This is a genomic window from Actinomyces sp. HMSC075B09, from assembly GCF_001812395.1.
In the GTDB taxonomy this organism is placed as follows: domain Bacteria; phylum Actinomycetota; class Actinomycetes; order Actinomycetales; family Actinomycetaceae; genus Gleimia; species Gleimia europaea.
In genome coordinates, this window is record NZ_KV808735.1 from 67,785 (window position 1) to 84,854 (window position 17,070).

Sequence of the window (17,070 nt, forward strand, 5' to 3'; positions counted from 1 at the left end):
GTTGCGTCAACAGCTAAGATGTTGCCGTCTTGTTAAGGAATTCAAGATGAGCAGGGCCTGGCGGTATAAAAAAATTCGCCCTCTTTCGAGGGCGAACACAGTAAGAGTGGTAGGTTATATAGCGCGGGTAACGCGCTCGCTCTTGATGCAGGTGGTGCATACGTTGAGGCGCTTAGGGGTGCCATTAACGACTGCACGCACACGCTGAATGTTGGGGTTCCAACGACGGTTGGTTCGCACGTGGGAGTGCGAAACGCTCTTGCCGAAGCCGGGTCCCTTGCCACACACGTCGCACTTAGAAGCCACGGTCTATCTCCGATTCCTAGTAAAGTCTCATACAACTGTTCATTTCTGAACACTGCTGGGGCACGCAGGTACGCGCACCTCAGGCAACCTGTTTAGACTATCGAAATGAAGGCCCCTTTGCCAACTATCGGGGCGTGTTTTTGTGTCTAGTGGACCACAGTATGGGCTTTGCTGGCAGTTAGACTCCCTCATTTAGTCCGTGTCTTATGAGACCATTTGTCTATGACCAGCCAGTATCGTTCCGCACTGAGCGGGGAAGACATTGTTCAGTTTATCGACCGTTGCGGCGAGGCGCTTGATGCCCTCGCCCCATTCTTGGATGACTTGAATGCTCTGGGCGGGTCAGATTTTGATACGGGAGCTAACGCGGCTCGTTCGTTCGCCGCGGTAAAACGGTTAATGCAACGCTCTGGCGAAGAGGTAGATTCGGCGTCCACGTTCTTACAGGCACTAACGGTGTATGCACGGGCGGGATCCGCGGGCCATGTGGGCATACTGATAACGAGCATTATTGCGGCATTGTCATCGGCTACCTCGGCAAACGAGGTAAGACCGATTGATATGCGCGCATTCCTCGCGTCTCTTCCAAACGCGCTGGAGGATGCTTTTTCAACGCCTGCCGCAGAGCTAATGGAGATGGCTACGGCGGCACGAGCGGTGGCGTTGGATACGCCGGATCCGATTGACGCGGCGCACATGATGGTTGGCCGCGCATCGATGGTGGTCCAGGATGCGCTAATAGAGGCTACTAGCGGGTGGATAAACCCGGGTGCGTGCGTGTTCGCTGTGATGATTTCGGCGCTGCATTCGGTCTACGAGAACTCTCTTGCTCCACTTGAGGTAGCGCGTGACATGATGCGTTCGCTCGCGCAGTCGGCGAAGATCTCAAAACGGAGCGAGGCTCCGCATGAGGGGGCGCAGTTCTCCGTTGATTTTCACGTAGATTGCATGGCGGAGGACCTTGCGGAGTTCCGGGCGAGTCTGGATGAGCGGGGCTATCGGTATTCGATGCAGGGTAGCGTGGATCAGCTTGGAATGGGTACGTGGCGTTTCCACATTGACACATCCGACCCCGCCGCGGTTTTACCCAAGGTTGGGTGGACGCGCCATATCGTAGTTAAGGATGCCCGCTATGGGGAGTTGATTGGATATGACGAACTGGCCGTGCAAGAAGAAGAGTCGGGCGTTTTGTATCTTTCTCGCCCCACGTGGCAGCGCCCCGAAACTGTGCTCGTAATTGCTCTGTTGCGTAATGAGCATTTCTTGGAGGAGGTTGCCTCTACTGGAGCGCACGTGATTTTGAATCCGATTCGTCAGGACGCGGTTTTGATTTCTGAGCTCATGCTGTCAGCTCCCTCCCGGGTAAGCCTTGTGGTGGCAGGTGATGAGGACGCCGCTGAGGTTGCGATGCGCGCGAAAAGGCTTGCTCTAAAATCTGCCGAAGTTTTTGTGGTGAGTGATACGCCGCCTTATTCGGACGTGGCGGTAAGCGTACTTGCGGGGAAGGCAGCGCCCATATTCATGCCGCAGGTGGGGGATCGAACGGCCAAGATCACTCGCGATCTGCTCGAGTCAGCAGCGAGGGCTGCGAAGGCACGCGTTGCGGTCCTAGAGGAAGTGGACCCACAAACGGTGTCATTCTCTCTTAAGCAATTGGTTGGTTACGGGCTGGAACGAGTTGTGATGATCGCGCCTGAACCGGACATGCTTCTTCGACATTCTATTGAGATGGCGCTAGATGATCGCGGCGCTACGCAGTACGTGGAGTATGCGCGTGATAATCGCACCCAGGTGGTGTTGGTAAATCGATGAGTGCTTCCGTTCCTAGCAAGCCGCAGTTACTTGATTCGCCGTTGGATCGTCTGCTCGGGCCGCGCACGGCTAAGAAGATTGCCTCCCTAGGGCTGGAAACGGCGTCAGATTTGCTCATGTTCTTCCCGCGGCGCTACGGGCATTGGGGCAAGCTAACTCCTCTCGCAGCGATTCATGAGGGAGAGGACGTGACGTTGCTCGCGCAGGTGGAGTCTGCGCAGATGGTGCGCAACCGCAATGGGGGAGTGCGTCTATCAGTTGAACTTACGGACGGCTACAAGAGTATCAACGCAACTTTTTTTGCCCGCCATCCGGGCGCGCTGTCGGTGCATGAGAGGATGCTTACTCCCGGGTCGTCGCATTTATTTGCGGGAAAGGTATCTTCCTATCGCGGTCGCCTGCAGTTGACCCATCCTGATTTTGAGCGGTTTGAGCAGGGTGATGCGAAGGATCGCGTGGATCGTCCGATCCCGATTTACTCGGCTAACTCGAAGTGTCCAAGCTGGCTGACATCCAAGTCCGCGAAGATTATTGCGGCGATGTTGAAGCCCGGTGATGTCCTCGATCCGATTCCGCCAAAACTGCGCGAAGATCGCGACCTCATGACGTACGTTGAGGCGCTGAGGCAGTTACATGATCCACAATCTGATGAGGAAATTGCGCGTGCCAAACTAACCGTTAGATGGGCCGAAGCCCTCACTTTGCAAACGGCGTTGCTTCGCCGTCGTGCCCGCAGTAAAGATGCTACGGCGCCTCGCATAGAAGCGGGGGAAGCATTTGCTACTGCAAAGGCTGCGCTACCGTTCACCTTGACAGCCGGCCAGGAAGAGGTCTTGGGACAAATCCTGTCAGATATGGCGGGTGAGCATCCCATGCAAAAGTTACTGCAGGCCGATGTCGGTGCGGGTAAGACGGTGGTAGCTGGCCTTGCGATGACGGCTACCGTGGACGCGGGGTATCAGGCAGCCTTACTGGCTCCCACGGAGGTGCTTGCAGCTCAACACGCGGTGTCGCTTTCAAGAATGCTGCCCGTCCCGGTGGAGCTCCTTACGGGTTCGTCTAAGTCCAAACATCGTGGTGATGTATCTGTACTCGCATCTTCGGGCCAGCCGGCGGTTTTCGTTGGCACGCACGCGCTGATTCAGGATTCGCTCCAGTTTTCTAATCTGGGGCTTGTGGTGGTGGATGAGCAGCATCGCTTCGGGGTTGCTCAACGCGATCGACTTCGCGAAGGTGGTCAAATAGCTCCACACATGCTAACCATGACGGCTACGCCTATTCCGCGCACAATCGCAATGACGGTTTTTGGGGATCTAGATGCGATCACTATTCGCGAGCTACCGAAGGGCCGCAAAGAGGTTCAAACCTTCCTCGTTGATGCGGCGAATGACGCTTGGAACAAGCGTATGTGGGAGAGAGCCAAAGAAGAAGTTGTGGCCGGCGGCCGCGTGTTTGTGGTGGCTCCTCGAATAGATTCGGCCGATGGTGATGATTCGCAGTTGGCCAACGTGATGGATAGCCGCGAGATGCTGGCCAACCTTCCGCAGTTAGGGGGTATTGAGGTTGGGTTGCTGCACGGGCGCATGAGCGTAGAAGAGAAGGCTGAGGCAATCGATCGGTTTGATGATGGAACCACCCCTATCTTGGTAACAACAACGGTTATCGAGGTAGGTGTAGATATTTCTGCCGCCTCAATGATGGTTATTTTGGATGCGCAACAGTTTGGTCTATCTCAGTTGCACCAGTTGCGAGGACGAGTTGGTCGCGGTGGTCAGCAGGCGATCTGCATGGCCCACCACCGAACGGGACTTGCCCCAGAGTCGATGAAGCGTTTGGAGGCGTTTGCTTCCACTACGGATGGGTTCGCGTTAGCGGAGACAGATTTGAGGCTGCGTAGGGAAGGTAACGTGCTGGGCGAGAGCCAGTCGGGCGCGCGCACTTCGTTGAAGGCCTTGCGTGTCACGCGCGACGGGGCGATTATTGAAGCCGCTCGCAAGTACGCGGAAACGCTGTTGGAAGAAGACATGTCCCTAAGCACCTACCCGCAGCTACTGCAGGCGGCGAACCGGATGGACCAGGCAGTCCAGTGGATGGAACGATCATGATATCGCGTAGGCTTTACGTATGACACGGATTGTTTCAGGAACGTTTGGCGGGCGCAGGCTGGAGGTGCCTGCAGCCGGTACGCGACCAACGTCTGAGCGGGTAAGAGAGGCTCTATTCTCGCGTTTAGAGAGTTGGGGAGAGGTTCGCGGAGCCAGAGTGCTGGACCTCTTTGCCGGTTCGGGTGCACTGGGGTTTGAGGCGCTTTCGCGAGGAGCAGCCAGCGCCACGTTGGTAGATAACTCGACGGGTGCCCTAAAGGTTTTGCGCTCCAACGTGAGCAAAAACGGTTTCCCCAATGTGCGGGTGGTTCGAGCTGACGCAGCGAAGTTTGAGAGCATTCACTCTTTTAGCCTGGCATTCCTAGACCCTCCTTACGATATTGATATGGGCCTGCTACGCAACGTGCTTGAACATATAGAGAAATTCTTAGAGGAAGACGCTCTTGTAGTAGTCGAACTGTCAGCCCGCACCCCCGAACCGCAGTGGCCATCTTCGTACCAGCGTGAGTCGAGTAAGAAATGGGGCGAAACCATGGTGTGGTTCCTAACTTTTTCGCGGCAAACCGGTAGCGTGGAGGCATGATACGCGCAGTATTTCCAGGCTCCTTTGACCCGTTCACAAACGGTCACCTCGACATTGTTAAAAGGTGCGTGAAGCTCTTTGACGAAGTAATCGTTGGAGTGGGAGACAACCTGTCTAAAAAGTACTGGTTTTCAATCGAGGAACGCGTGGAGCTTGCTAAACAAAGCACGGCGGGGATGCCCGGTGTGCAAGTTAAAGCTCTTGACGGACTGTTGGCCAAGTGGTGCGTTGAAAATGACGCGAACGTGATCGTGAAGGGGCTTCGCTCCGCGGTTGATGCGGGATTTGAGCTTCCCCAGGCTACGATTAACCGCGAGCTAGGCGATATTGAGACTATTCTGCTTGCTACCAACCCGGCGCTTGCTCACATTTCTTCTACGATTGTTAAGGAAGTTGCGGCTAACGGTGGTGATGTTTCGTCTATGGTTAGTGCAGGCGTGAAAGAAACATTGGATATTAAGATTCGTGGCTAAGGGGGCCAAATCATGAGCGATATTTACTCGGATGATCTGCAGGGCGCGCAGGCGGGGGAGCCTATTGATGACGTGTACGGCCCTTCCACGGTGATCGCTGCTCTTGACCAGATTGAGGATCTAGTTGAGATTGCGCGCGCATTGCCTATGAGTGCTTCAGTGCTCGTTAACAAGGCTGAGGTGCTTGACTTGCTGGAGCAGGCCCGTCAGGCACTGCCCGATGATTTGGTTGCGGCGGATGCGGTGGTTGCAGATGCGGATGCGGTAATGGGGCGCGCGGATTCGGCCGCCGAATCCACTATTAATGAGGCAAATGCCAGGGCTGACGGCATTGTTGAGGACGCCCGCAAAAAGGCTGATGATTTGGCGCAGCGTTCGCGTGAGGACGCCGAGGCCGTTCGTGAGCGTGCCGCGGCAGAGGCTGAGCGCCTGGTTACAAATGCCAAGGAGCAGGCCCAGCAGATAGTTGAGCAGGCGCACGCGGAGGCCGAGGGGTTGATCGCGCAGGAGAACATCTCGGTTCAGGCTCGCGAGCGCGCTGAGGAAATCGTTAGCTCGGCACATCAAAAGGCCATGGAGCTTGCTGAGGACGCCGATCAGTATTGCGCGGATTCGTTGGAGACGCTCGCAATCGCGATTGATCGTATTGCACACCAGACTCATGCCGGCCAGGATGCAATCGAGTCTCGTCAAGAGGCCCGTCGCGCCGGGCGTTAAAATGTTTTCCTGCGTAGCCCTGTGCGAGGGGCGCACTAGCTATTTGTAGATACTTTTCTTGGAGGGATTAGCGATGGCTGATCGCCAGTTTAATGGCGCGATCTTGGATATTCGCACGCTCCCCGCGGAGCCGAATCAGGAGCGTAGCTTTCACCTTGATCTGGTGGCGCCCCAGGACCTTGGCACGGTTGTGATGGAGGTGGTTCCAGGCTCTGTTGTGAGCGTGGATATTACGCTTCGTTCCCTCGTTGAAGGTGTGCTGTTTGAAGGGCGCGCTGATTCGCAGGTGCGTTCGGAGTGCGTGCGTTGCCTCGAGCCGATTGAGGGCGTGGAAATTACGGAAGTATCGCAAATGTTCTTCACTGCTGAAGCTATCGCGCGTATGCGAGAGGAACATGGTGAAGAGGGAGTTGAAGACCTCGAGGTTTTGGACGGTGACGAGATCGCGCTTGAGCCGATTTTTAGGGATGCGATTGTGACGAGCTTCCCGTTCCAGCCTTTGTGCAAGCCTGACTGCAAGGGACTTTGCGATGTGTGTGGCAAGAAGTGGGAGGATTTGCCGAGCGACCACATGCACGAGGTGATTGATCCGCGTTTCGCCAAGCTTGCGGCGTTGCTCGAGCAAGATGAAAAGTGAGTAAACAACAATCACGAGACGCCAGTGGGCCGGCAGGTGATCCTCTAGATCTCTTGGGACGCTGGCGAATTCAGCTGGATCCTGAACTTTTAATACTTGCTTTGACGCATCGTTCGTTTGCGTATGAGCAGGGCGATTTGCCGCACAATGAGCGGCTGGAGTTTCTTGGTGACTCGGTTTTGTCGATCATCGTGACGGAGCATCTTTTCATTAAGTTCCCCACGTGCACTGAGGCCCAGTTGTCGCGGATGAGGGGCGCTATAGTTTCGCAGGTGACGCTCGCTAAAGTGGGGCGAAGCATCGGCCTGGGAGATTATATTTTGCTTGGAAAGGGCGAGAACTTAACGGGTGGGCGTGATCGTGATTCCATTCTTTGTGACACGGTCGAGGCTTTAATTGGAGCGACCTACATTTCGCATGGCCTAGAGCCCACGCGAAGGGTTGTTGAGGAACATTTGCGTCCCTTCTTGGAGGATGCGGTTGAGCTTGGGCGTTCGTCTGATTACAAGACCACGCTCCAGGAGTACACGGCGCAGGCGGGCCTTGGCGAGCCAATGTATGAAACGACGAGCCGTGGCCCAGATCATGCGCGTATTTTCAGCGCGACCGTTTCGATTGGCGGCGTTGTGATGGGCGAGGGGGAAGGCACGTCGAAGAAAACCGCGAACTCGAGCGCCGCAAAGGCAGCTTATTTCCACTTGCGTGAGGACGACCCGAAAAGCGCAGAATAGCTGGAGTGAACAATGCCTGAACTTCCCGAGGTAGAGACTATCCGCATGGGTTTAGCTCCCCATATCGTGGGGCAGACGGCTACGGGCGTAACCGTTTGGGGTGAGCGTACGGCACGTAACCAGCCGGGCGGGCCCGCGGCGCTGGAAGACGCTATCCGAGGCAGACGAGTGGAGGCTCTGGCGCGCCGAGGCAAATTTTTGTGGGCGGAGTTAGATAGTGGCCGTGGCCTCGTGTTTCACCTGGGCATGTCCGGGCAGCTTCGGCTGAGTGATGGTGACCTTCCACGTTTTCGCCATGAGCATGCCAGAATCGTTTTGAGCAATGGCCAGGTGCTTTCGTTTGTAGATCAGCGCACCTTCGGGCGAATTGAGGTGTGTGATTGCGTTCCTACTTTGGACGGAGCTGTCGCTGGTCAAGGCGCCACTTTGGATGCGATTCCGCAGTCCGCGGCGCACATTGCGCGTGATCCGCTAGATCCGGTGTTTGATCCTGACCAGGTAGTGCAAAAGATACGCGCGTCAAGAAGCGCGGTTAAAAACCTGCTTTTGCATCAAGAGATAGTGTCTGGCATAGGTAATATTTATGCGGACGAGGCTCTGTTTCTAGCTGGCGTGCACGGCCAGCGAATGGGTAAGAACGTCCGTGTCTACGAGGTTCATCAGATTTTAGAAGCGGCCCGGGCTGTTATGCGCAGGTCGATTAAAGCTGGAGGCACCTCTTTCGATGAACTGTATGTGAATACGGTTGGCGAGCCGGGTTATTTCGCCCGCTATTTAGCGGTTTATGGACGCGCTGGGCAGGCTTGTATTAACTGCGGTACGCCTATCGCTAGGGTCAGTATTAGTGGCCGTTCACATCATTATTGCCCCGTGTGCCAGCCTCGCTCTGGCCGGCGTAAGCGAGGGGTGTCCAAAGGATAACCGGTGCTGAGAAACTATATAGCTTCGCATATAATTATTCCGTGGCTATAAAGAATTCCAGTACTGACTCAAATATTCGCGTAATGGTTGTGGATGACCATGAGATTGTCCGCTACGGCATTATAGAACTCGTCGGCCGTACCGAAGGATTTGAGGTAGTTGCGGAAGCCGGCAGTGTGCACGACGCCATAACCCGGGCAGACTTGACCACTCCCGATGTGATGTTGGTCGATTTGCAGCTACCTGATGGCACGGGTATAGACATCATGAATCACGTGCGTAAATCGCTTCCCGATACGAAATGTATAGTTCTTACTTCTTTTGATGACGATGACGCGCTTGCGGAGTCTTGTAAGGCCGGAGCCAAGGCATTCATTCTTAAGACTGTCCACGGCGCGGAAATAAGCCGCGTTATCCGTCTTGTACATGATGGCAAGGTGTTGCTGGACGAGAAGACAATCACCCGTCGGGCAGGCGACCAGGATGATGTGATGGCCGCTTTGACGCCCGCGGAGCGACGAATCGTGGGACTCATCTCAAAGGGCATGTCTAATGCTGAGATCGCTGAGACACTAGGAATCTCTGAAAAGACGGTGAAGAACCACATCACGTCACTTCTTTCTAAGATGGGACTGAAGAGGCGCACTCAAGTTATGGCATGGGCCGCGGGGCAGCAGTCAGCTCCGTGGCGGGGTCAGTCGTAGCTCTAAGCTCTGTCCGCTTCGAAGTCGAGCAGCAGCGTTACGCGATCGGTAGTTCGCATTTTAGGGTGGTGCCCTTGTCGGTGCGTTTATCGATGCTCATTGTGCCGCCGTGTTTTTTCACGCGCTTGTCTAGATTAGCGAGCCCCGAGTTGCGGGTCCTATTCGGATCGATCCCAATCCCGTCGTCCTCGATTTCAATATCGATCTGCGGTTCACCTTGAGTTTTTAGGTCGATATTAACGGTCACTACATCTGCTTGCGCGTGTCTGGCGACGTTGGAGAGGCCTTCGCGAACGAAGGCGGTAATATCGCTGGCTAGCTCATCGCCGAATAGGGATAGGGCCTGTTCTACGACTGGATCTTGCACGTCAGTTACCGCGCGGCCGTCGATATTCAGAAGGCAAGAGGGGGCGAAGCCGAGCGATCTTCTTGCCGCCGAAGTCACCTGGCAGATTCGCTCAAAGACGTTTGTTCCTTCAACATCATCCTTGAGGTTTTGCACGATTGACCGAACCTGTACAACGGAGTTGTCGATGGCGTCGAGGGCTCCATCTAGGTATTGTTTGGCGTCATCTGGCGCATTGATTTTCTCAAGTTCGTTCTTAGCGGCAGTTATTTGAATGCCGGCGGCAAAAAGCTCCTGAATAGCGAAGTCATGCAGGTCAGCGCTGATGCGTTCACGCTCGTTAGCAAGCGCGGTCATTTCGATGATGTGTCGCGCCTCGAATATTTCTAGGCCGAATGCCGCTTGCAGTGAGACGCTTTCAGCAAAACGAAGGTCGGGCATATCGAAGGGCATGGCGCCTTTTTTGCGAAGTAGCACGAGCACGCCAACTGCTTCATTGCGGTTCATGAGGGGCGCATATAGGGCGGGGCCGAAGTGTCGCAGGGGAGCGAGCTTAACGTTGAGAGCAGAATCGAACGACTCAACGATCATGCCCGCCTTCTCCGAGATCACAAAGAGGGCGCGCCCTCCTTCTGGGAAGACGGCGCCCAGCAGCTCTTCGGCCATATGTCCACTGGCAAATTCGCACGCCCAAGTGCCCGCCACAGATGGGAGGATCACCAAAACGGTGTCCACCTGCAACCCGTTTTTGATAGCGCTAACTACGGGCTCTAGCCCCTCATCATCTGTTGCATCGAAGAGAGCTTGGGTTACTCCTTGGCTGGTTTCTATCCACTGCTCGTCTTGACTTACGCGCCTGGAAAGTTCAGAAACTTCTACTTCAAGGCTGATCATTTTCGCAAAGTGAGTGGCGATGCGCAGGTCGTATTCGCTGTAAGGATCAGATTTGTCGAAAACCACGAGGCGGCCAAGCAGTTGCCCGCGCTGTAGTACGGGTACTCCAACGGCCCTCTTAATGTCAAAAGTGATACCGGCCTGGAGAACTTGCGGGCTGATCTCATTGAGAACAACGGGGGAGTTCGGATGAATGTTCGCGGCTATGAGTCGCAAAAACGTTTTTGCGGGGACGTCCATGTTCTCGAACCGGTCGTTATTTGAAATGAGAAGCGAGGGAGCTCCCCACACGTCTTGGATAACGAACAGTCCCTGGGGAGATTGCGTGAGGTCGCATACTTCGTGGACGAGTGCTTCGAGTGTGGCTTTGAGCTCGGGGTCGGCTTTAAGGGATGAGTTTGCGCTCACCATCGCCCCGGGGGAATCCGCTTGGAAAAGATCAAACATAGCGACTTCCTCTAGTTGGAGATTTCCAGACTGCCTTCGCGTGTAAGCGCCCAACGGTAAGCGTTGTTGCCCGCGACGAGCTCGGCATGCGTGCCACGTGCGGTTATGGTCGCTGGCTCTCCTTCATTTGCGGAGATAACCATTGCCTGCTGGGCGTGATCTAGAGGAGTTAGACGGTGTGTCACTACCAAAACGCCCAGGTCTTGGCTTTCCCCATCTACGGTCAAAAGGTCGCGGATGAGTCTGTCGGCAGTCCGGTTGTCAACGTGTTCGCCCGGCTCATCAATAAGCAGGAGAGGAGCTGGTGCGGCAAGGGCCCGCGCAAGTAGCAGGCGTCGCCTTTCACCTCCAGAAACGGTGGTGCCGCCAGAGCCGAGGATGGTTTCCAGTCCTTCTGGTAGATTGGTCCTCCATTCGTGTAGGCCCGAGCGGTCTAGGAGCGCGATCACGTCATCTTCGGTCAACGAGGGGTTAGCTACGCGCAGGTTTTCCAGTACTGAGGTTGCGAAGATGTGTGCGTCCTCAGCGGTTAGGGAGACTCGCTTACCCACTTCTGCGCGGTCGGCACCGTAGATGTCCACGCCATTTAAGGTTACGCGTCCAGCCTTTGGTTCAAGCATGCCGGCCAGAGTGAATAAAATAGTGGATTTCCCAATGCCCGACGGGCCTACGAGTGCCAGGTGAGAGCCGGGTTTTAGCTCGAGGTTTATGTCGGTTGCAACAATCGGACCGCCCGGCCATCCTACGGAGAGATTTTCCGCCTTCAACACTGGGCCTTTTGCTTTCGGAATGTCCACTCGTCTTGGCATCTCGTCGGTGTTGAGGATTTCGTCGATGCGGGTAGCCGCGCGTGCGGAGCGGATAAGTTGAACGGCTGCAGGGCCAAGTTCGGCGGTTCCTTCAAAGGACGATAGCGGCGTGAGTACAAGCACGGCAAGCGCAACGGCGGAGACGAGGCCGGCGTGCACTTCTGGGATGCCAAGCGCTATTGCTCCGGCCACGGCAAGGCCCATGGCTATTGCGTCGATGGCGGCAGCGAATGCTGCGGGACGCGCGGCCTGATCTTTGGCCAAGGTAAGGTCGTTTTGGGTTTTGCGAATGGCGTCGCGAACGCCTTGCATTTTTCCGGATACGGCAAGTTCAGCGTAGTGGTCGGTGAGGGTCAGGGCCTCACTGGCTAATTCGGTTCGGGCCTTTTCTTCGGCAAGCTGCGCGATTCTGGCGGACCGGGCGGTGAGGAGGGGACCAACTACACCTGATAGGAGTAGGCAGACGGCTAACACTAGCGCTACGGGAAGTGACAGGAACGCAATGCCTATCACGGTACCGATGCCTGCTACTGCCGCGATCCAAGCGGGGAGTACCGATTTTACAAGCAGGTCGCCCAAGGCGTCCACGTCGGCTCCGGTGCGCTCTAAGAGGTCACCTCGTTTCAGTTTGGTGATGGCATCGGTTTTGCGCGTGGAGAGCGTGCGGTAGACATTTTCGCGAAGATCTGCGATGCCATAGATTGCAACGGTATGTGATGCGAGGCGTTGTACGTAGCGCAAAACTGCCTTGGATACGCCAAAGAAGCGTACGCCGACGGTGGCCACGGTGAGGAAGAGGACGGGTGGCATTTGTGAAGCGCGAGCGATGAGCCACGCAGATGTGGCTCCCAGGCCGATGGTGGCGCCAAGTCCGAGTGCGCCGAGTAGTACAGCGAGGGCAAATTGCGCCTTGTTTACCTGCAGCATGGGCATGAGTCGCTTGAGTGCGGCGCGTTCTGGCTTGGTAATGAAGAGTCTCATCGGGTTTCCTCCAACAGTCGGGGCTGTTCGGTAAGGAAGAACTGTTCAATAGTCTTTTCCGCAAGCTGTGGGTAGTCCAGAATCTCCTGTTCGGTGGCGGGGCGTGATTCGATTTGGACGATGGAGTCGGCTGCATCAACTACGGCTTTGCGGTGCGCGATGACGATAACGGTTCGTCCCATGTCGCGAAGGCGAATCATTGTGTCGATGACCTGTGATTCGGTGAGGGCGTCCAGGTGCGCGGTTGGCTCGTCGAGTATTACCCAGGGAGTTTGTTCCAGAAGGGCGCGAGTTAGGGCAAGGCGCTGGCGTTGCCCAACCGATAGTCCGATGCCTCCTTGACCAATCGGGGTGTCCCATTTGGCCGGGAGTTTTTCCACGACTTCAAGAAAACCGGTTGCGCGCGCTGCTTCTTCAAGTTTGTATTGTGAGACGTCAAGACCGAAGGATATGTTTTCTCGGATAGTTCCCGGCAGTATGGCGGGTGCTTGGGGAACCCACGTGTGTTGCCGCCACCAGGAAGACGGATCGATTTCGGCTAGGTCAATTCCGCCCACTAACACGCGTCCGCGAGTTGGTTTGAGCAACCCTAGAAGAACCATAACGGTCGTAGTTTTGCCGGCGCCTGACGGGCCTACGAGGGCAGTGATCTTCCCTCTTTGGATGGATGCTTTAAGTCCGGCGGGAGCCCATGCGCCGCGTGCGGCGACGTGGAGATCTTCAATCTGAACGAGGTCCTGGGCAAGGTTTGGTGCCTCGGTGCTACCCTCCGCTTGAACGGGCTCTTCGAGAATCTCGAAGGCGGCGTTTGCCGCGGCTACACCGTCTGCCGAGTTATGGAACTGCTTGCCAACTTCGCGCAGGGGCAGGTACACCTCGGGGGCAAGCATAATTACGATCAATCCGGCGTATAGAGAAATGTTGCCGTAAACCAGGCGCATGCCAACCTCAACGGCAACAAGTGCGACGGACAGGGTGGCGATGAACTCCAAGATTGCGCCAGAGAGGAATGCAACGCGAAGGGTTTGCATGGAGGTTTTCGCGTGGGTTTGTCCCAGCTGATGCACGTGTTTGTTAGGCGCTTTCTCGCGACCGAGGGCTTTTAGGGTGGCGAGGCCGGCGATGAGGTCAAGAAGCTGGGACCCAAGCCGCTCCATGGTCTTCAGTTTCTGGTCGGAATACTCCTGGGTGAGTTTGCCGACCAAGATCATGAAGATAGGGATAAGAGGGATGGTGAGTACTGCGATGAGGGCGGAGAGGAAGTCGTAGTAAAGCATGACGGCTAGAGCCACGGGAGTTACCGTCATAGTCATGAGTAGTTGCGGTAGATAGGACACGAAGTATGGTCCTAGGTCATCTAGGCCGCGGGTTATGAGCGTGATTGTGTCGGTGCCTTTGCGGGCTAGCCAGCGGGGGCCGAGCTTGGTGACGTGGTCAAGCACCTGCTCGCGAAGTTCAATAATGGCGTCATTTGCTGCGCGGTGTGCACGTGAGTTTAGAAGATAGACCAGGCCGGCTCGCACGGTCACGATTACCAGCAACGTAATCACCCACGGGAAGACGTCCGTAAGGGTTTTGCCTTCGGAAATAACGGGGGAGATGGCCGAGGATATTGAAATTGCCTGTGCAAGTACGAGGACTGCCGTGAGCGTGCCAAAAATAGTAATGAAGATGATGTATTTCTTGGCCGCTGCCGCGTATGTCAGCAATCGTTTATCCAGGGGTTTCACGCTTACCCGTCCTGCACTTTCATACGGATTCAAGTGGAATACACATCTTATATTAGAGATGCGGGGCTGACCGTGCATTGGTCAGCCCCGCATCTTGGTGCTTCATCTAGCCTTTGAGGAAGTTCGCTCCAACACGGATCTGCTTGGGTAGTAGACCCTGGTTCTCTGCGACGTCATCAGGCGAGACGCGCTTGCGGAATACCCAGTAGGAGTATGCCGTGTATGCGAGGACGATCGGTACCATCACGATCGCTACGGTCAGCATCACAACGAGCGTCGAGTGTGAGGACGACGCTTGCGCGATGGTGAGAGAATATGCCGGATCGATGCTGGACTTCATCACGTTCGGTGCCATTGCAACGAAGATGAAGGAGACAGCGCCGGCAATTCCAACCGAGGACGCGAGGAACGAGCCCATCGAATTGTTGAGCGCCTTCTGCGATAGTGCGGCGGACACGATGAGGGCGATTGCGGCAACCACGAGTGGTAGCCACGCCCAGACGGATCCGGCGTAGGCGATTACTGCCCACAGTGCCCAGATCGCGGTAACGCCAGCGGCAATGATCGAAAGCTTGGAGGACAAAGCCTCCGCGCGGTCGTGCACCGGGCCAGCAGTCTTGAGCGACAGGAACTGTGCGCCCTGGGAGAGGGCGAGGAGCAGAACAGCTGCGCCACCAAGGAGTGTGAACACCGTGAGGAGCGAGAAGAAACCGCCCGTCAGGTGGTGTACGGAGTGTACGAGCACATCATCGGTGATTGGGGGCGTCACGGCCTCAAGGGTCATCGGGTCTACGACCTCGATCTTCATGCCCTGTACGAGGTTTGCGAATGCAACGCCGAACAGTAGGGGAACGCCAAAACCTGCAACCGTGTGGATGGTGTCCCAAGTGGAACGCCATTTAACGGAGTCAATCATCTTGCGCCACTCGATCGCTGCGATACGCAGGATGAGGAGCACAAGGATGAGGAACAGTGCTAGGTACATGCCGGAGAACATGGTGGCGTACCACTCTGGGAATGCTGCGAAGGTTGCGCCGCCTGCGGTGAGGAGCCAAACTTCGTTGCCGTCCCAGTGAGGGCCAATGGTCTTCACAGCTTGGGAGCGTTCTTCGTCGTTCTTAGCTACGAACGGGAGGAGGGCACCAACGCCAAGGTCGAAGCCTTCCAGAATCAGGTAGCCGGTCCAGAGGACGGCGATGAGAATGAACCAAACGATACTGAGCCAACTCATTGTTTATACCAACCTTCCTCAGTATCCGAACGACAGGTGCGTGTCGGGGGTTACTTCATTCGTCTTCGAGTAGGGCACATGCATGCCTTCGCGTACCCAGCGACGCAACAGCAGGAACCAGATGACGCCGAGCCCGCCGTATAGGAGGGTGAACAGCACCGTGGTTACCAGCACCTGTCCCGCCGGGACCGTACCCGATGCGGCGAACTCAGTGAGCTGGAGAACACCACCAACTGGATCTTGGTTCAGCGCGCCAGCAATGTTCGGGTATACCACCCATGGCTGGCGGCCAATTTCGGTGAAGATCCAACCTGCGGATGCGCCGATGAACGGCCAGGGCAGGCAGAAGAGGGCGAAGTTAGCCATCCACTTGGAACGGGCGAGCTTATCGCCGCGGTACCAGTAGAGGATTCCTAGGCCCAGCAGCATCGAAATGAGGCCAAGCGTAACCATGATGCGGAAGGAGTAGAACACTGGCATCGATGGTGGGCGGAAGTCGTACTGCGATGCATCACCGTAGCGCGAAGTGAACGACTCGTTGGCGTTAAGCATCTCGACCATACGGTCTTGGATGTCGCGCACGCCTTCTACTTCAGCGTTGAAGGAGTTATGCGACAGGAACGATGCGAGTCCAGGAACCGTGATGAAGCGGGTCATATCGCCAGAATCGTCGAGGGGGCATTCGCCAAAGCCAGCGACGGTGAAGGCGGCGCCTTCGGTATCCATACAGATGCCTTCAGCAACAGCCATCTTCATTGGCTGGAGTTTAACCATTTCTACGCCCTGGAAGTGGCCGGTTGCTACGGTGCCAAGGCCAGCGATGATGAGGGCCCAAGCGCCGAACTTAGCGATCGGCTTCCAGATTTCGCGTGCTTCGCGTTCACCGTGCTCCCCAGCATTTGCGGAACGCACTGTCCACCACACTGCGATGCCGGCAACGAAGGTGCCAGCTACGAACAGGGAGGTGAAGAGGACGTGCGTGAATCCGAGGAATAGCACGGGGTTGGAGATGACCTTGAAGAAGCCGCCGGCTCCGTCAAGTTCTGCGCGGCCGGTGGCCGGGTTGTAGAAGGCGCCTACAGGATGCTGCATCCAAGAGTTTGCAGCGAGGATCCATACGGCTGAAAGCGTGGAGCCAATGGCTACAAGCCAGATGGCAACGAGGTGCATCCGCTTTGAGATGCGACCCCAGCCGAAGATCCATAGGCCAAGGAAGGTCGATTCCATAAAGAATGCGAGCAGTGCTTCAACTGCTAGCGGTGCGCCGAAGATGTCGCCAACGAAGCGGGAGTATTCGGACCAGTTCATGCCGAACTGGAACTCCTGTACGATGCCGGTGGCGACGCCTAGCGCGAAGTTAATAAGGAACAGTTTTCCGAAGAATCGCGTTGCCTGCAGCCAGACCTCATTACCGCTTCTGTGCCACTTGGTTTGCATGATTGCAACCAGGAGACCCAGGCCAATGGTTAGGGGTACCTGTAGGAAGTGGTAGACAGTTGTGATTGCAAACTGCCACCGCGCCAGAAACACTGCGTCGAGTGCTGCTGGGAGGACGGTCATGTTTCCGCCTTTCCGAGTTGATAGGTAAATGAGGTCGGCGACTTTCGACGACCCCTCTTAGACACCACTTTATGCATGAATAC

Annotated in this window: 15 protein-coding genes; 9 read left to right on the forward strand and 6 right to left on the reverse strand. The window is 56.0% G+C overall.

Annotated elements, in window-relative coordinates:
• Positions 1–114: 114 nt before the first annotated feature.
• Complete coding sequence (gene rpmB / locus HMPREF2854_RS08545) at positions 115–306, reverse strand: 50S ribosomal protein L28 (RefSeq protein WP_072341093.1); 192 nt, start codon at positions 304–306, stop codon at positions 115–117.
• A gap of 222 nt (positions 307–528) precedes the next feature.
• Here rpmB and HMPREF2854_RS04890 point away from each other — a divergent pair, with 222 nt between their 5' ends.
• The 9 genes from HMPREF2854_RS04890 to HMPREF2854_RS04930 all read left to right on the forward strand — a co-directional run bounded on the left by HMPREF2854_RS04890 (position 529) and on the right by HMPREF2854_RS04930 (position 8,989).
• On the forward strand, positions 529–2,118 hold the full coding sequence (locus HMPREF2854_RS04890; RefSeq protein ID WP_070619871.1) for a hypothetical protein: 1,590 nt from the start codon (positions 529–531) through the stop codon (positions 2,116–2,118).
• A complete protein-coding gene (locus tag HMPREF2854_RS04895; protein WP_070619874.1) occupies positions 2,115–4,223 on the forward strand; it encodes an ATP-dependent DNA helicase RecG in 2,109 nt (702 codons plus the stop codon). The genes HMPREF2854_RS04890 and HMPREF2854_RS04895 overlap by 4 nt, the downstream gene beginning before the upstream one ends.
• A gap of 19 nt (positions 4,224–4,242) precedes the next feature.
• Positions 4,243–4,806, forward strand: a complete 564-nt coding sequence (rsmD, locus tag HMPREF2854_RS04900; protein ID WP_070619877.1) for a 16S rRNA (guanine(966)-N(2))-methyltransferase RsmD — start codon at positions 4,243–4,245, stop codon at positions 4,804–4,806.
• Positions 4,803–5,279 carry a pantetheine-phosphate adenylyltransferase gene (gene coaD, locus HMPREF2854_RS04905; RefSeq protein ID WP_070619880.1) on the forward strand — a complete coding sequence of 159 codons (477 nt, stop codon included), beginning with the start codon at positions 4,803–4,805 and terminating at the stop codon, positions 5,277–5,279. The genes rsmD and coaD overlap by 4 nt, the downstream gene beginning before the upstream one ends.
• A 12-nt stretch (positions 5,280–5,291) precedes the next feature.
• Positions 5,292–5,996, forward strand: coding sequence for a hypothetical protein (locus HMPREF2854_RS04910; RefSeq protein ID WP_070619883.1), 705 nt, complete (start codon positions 5,292–5,294; stop codon positions 5,994–5,996).
• 73 nt (positions 5,997–6,069) lie between these two features.
• The gene (locus tag HMPREF2854_RS04915; protein WP_083309399.1) at positions 6,070–6,633 is read left to right on the forward strand and encodes a YceD family protein; all 564 of its coding nucleotides are present in this window, start codon (positions 6,070–6,072) and stop codon (positions 6,631–6,633) included.
• Positions 6,630–7,364: a ribonuclease III gene (rnc, locus tag HMPREF2854_RS04920; RefSeq protein WP_070619885.1), complete on the forward strand. Its 735-nt coding sequence runs from the start codon at positions 6,630–6,632 to the stop codon at positions 7,362–7,364. Before HMPREF2854_RS04915 ends, rnc begins: the two co-directional genes overlap by 4 nt.
• A 12-nt stretch (positions 7,365–7,376) precedes the next feature.
• Positions 7,377–8,285, forward strand: a complete 909-nt coding sequence (gene mutM, locus HMPREF2854_RS04925; protein WP_070619888.1) for a bifunctional DNA-formamidopyrimidine glycosylase/DNA-(apurinic or apyrimidinic site) lyase — start codon at positions 7,377–7,379, stop codon at positions 8,283–8,285.
• An 83-nt stretch (positions 8,286–8,368) separates the two neighbouring features.
• Entirely contained in the window at positions 8,369–8,989 is a 621-nt protein-coding gene (locus HMPREF2854_RS04930; protein WP_070619891.1) for a response regulator, read from the forward strand.
• 37 nt (positions 8,990–9,026) lie between these two features.
• On the opposite strand, the gene HMPREF2854_RS04935 is transcribed toward HMPREF2854_RS04930, so the two are convergent.
• The 5 genes from HMPREF2854_RS04935 to HMPREF2854_RS04955 all read right to left on the reverse strand — a co-directional run bounded on the left by HMPREF2854_RS04935 (position 9,027) and on the right by HMPREF2854_RS04955 (position 16,987).
• Positions 9,027–10,676 carry a sensor histidine kinase gene (locus tag HMPREF2854_RS04935; RefSeq protein WP_070619894.1) on the reverse strand — a complete coding sequence of 550 codons (1,650 nt, stop codon included), beginning with the start codon at positions 10,674–10,676 and terminating at the stop codon, positions 9,027–9,029.
• 11 nt (positions 10,677–10,687) lie between these two features.
• Positions 10,688–12,466: a thiol reductant ABC exporter subunit CydC gene (cydC, locus tag HMPREF2854_RS04940; protein WP_070619897.1), complete on the reverse strand. Its 1,779-nt coding sequence runs from the start codon at positions 12,464–12,466 to the stop codon at positions 10,688–10,690.
• Positions 12,463–14,175 (reverse strand): thiol reductant ABC exporter subunit CydD, encoded by a 1,713-nt coding sequence (cydD, locus tag HMPREF2854_RS04945; protein WP_261666661.1) that lies wholly within the window; start codon positions 14,173–14,175, stop codon positions 12,463–12,465. Before cydD ends, cydC begins: the two co-directional genes overlap by 4 nt.
• A 127-nt stretch (positions 14,176–14,302) precedes the next feature.
• A complete protein-coding gene (gene cydB / locus HMPREF2854_RS04950) occupies positions 14,303–15,427 on the reverse strand; it encodes a cytochrome d ubiquinol oxidase subunit II (RefSeq protein ID WP_070619902.1) in 1,125 nt (374 codons plus the stop codon).
• Positions 15,428–15,445: 18 nt separating this feature from the next.
• Positions 15,446–16,987, reverse strand: coding sequence for a cytochrome ubiquinol oxidase subunit I (locus HMPREF2854_RS04955; RefSeq protein ID WP_034510043.1), 1,542 nt, complete (start codon positions 16,985–16,987; stop codon positions 15,446–15,448).
• Positions 16,988–17,070: the final 83 nt, after the last annotated feature.